Annotated in this window: 1 protein-coding gene; it reads left to right on the top strand. The window is 29.0% G+C overall.

What is annotated here, in order from left to right:
* The first annotated feature begins 27 nt into the window (after positions 1-27).
* Positions 28-555 carry a hypothetical protein gene (locus IE051_RS18525; protein ID WP_189362903.1) on the top strand — a complete coding sequence of 176 codons (528 nt, stop codon included), beginning with the start codon at positions 28-30 and terminating at the stop codon, positions 553-555.
* The last annotated feature ends 138 nt before the right edge of the window (positions 556-693 follow it).

Below are 693 nucleotides of genomic sequence, written 5' to 3'. Positions count from 1 at the left end.
CGTTGTAGGTAATTCAAAATCAATACAATGAACAAAATTTTAATTATAATATTTGTCATTTTTGCACTACAAACTGATTGGCTGAATGAAACGAAAAAATCGATATCTGAAACTGAAGAAAGCGCCGTTTTGATTGACTCTTATGTAGTAGAAAATAAAAAAGGAAAATCTACAACGACAGAATATAAAGCACGAGAAAGTAAAAAAATTAAAGTAGAATTCACTCATACCGAATTAATGGATATTGAGCTCAATTTTTACGAAAAAAATGGTTTTATATTAGGAGAAATAATTAGTGGAAAAGATGCTTTACTTTATAAAAGAAAACGTTTGGAAAATGAACCTTACGCAACATTAGTTGAATCAAGAACATATTTCAAAACGGAAACTAAAGGAATAAACTTTATCCGAAAAATGAATATTTATGAAACGGACGAAATTGACAATGTTAGAAAGAAACTGAATAAATTGGAATTTGAAACCAAGAATTTAAATGGAGAAGATTATATTCGATTAAAAGAGAAATTCGACCGAATTACAAAAAGCAAAAAATAAAAACTACCTACAACACCGTATAAAAATAATGCGTAAGTTTATTCCTAAATCTAAAGTTAGCGCTTGTTTGCTTGCATCTGATTTTCCTTCGGAAAATCCTCGCACTCAAACTACGCACTATTCTTATACCAACACGTT

This window comes from Algibacter mikhailovii (assembly GCF_014651495.1).
Lineage (GTDB): Bacteria > Bacteroidota > Bacteroidia > Flavobacteriales > Flavobacteriaceae > Algibacter_E > Algibacter_E mikhailovii.
This window is presented reverse-complemented; position numbering and strand designations above follow the sequence as displayed.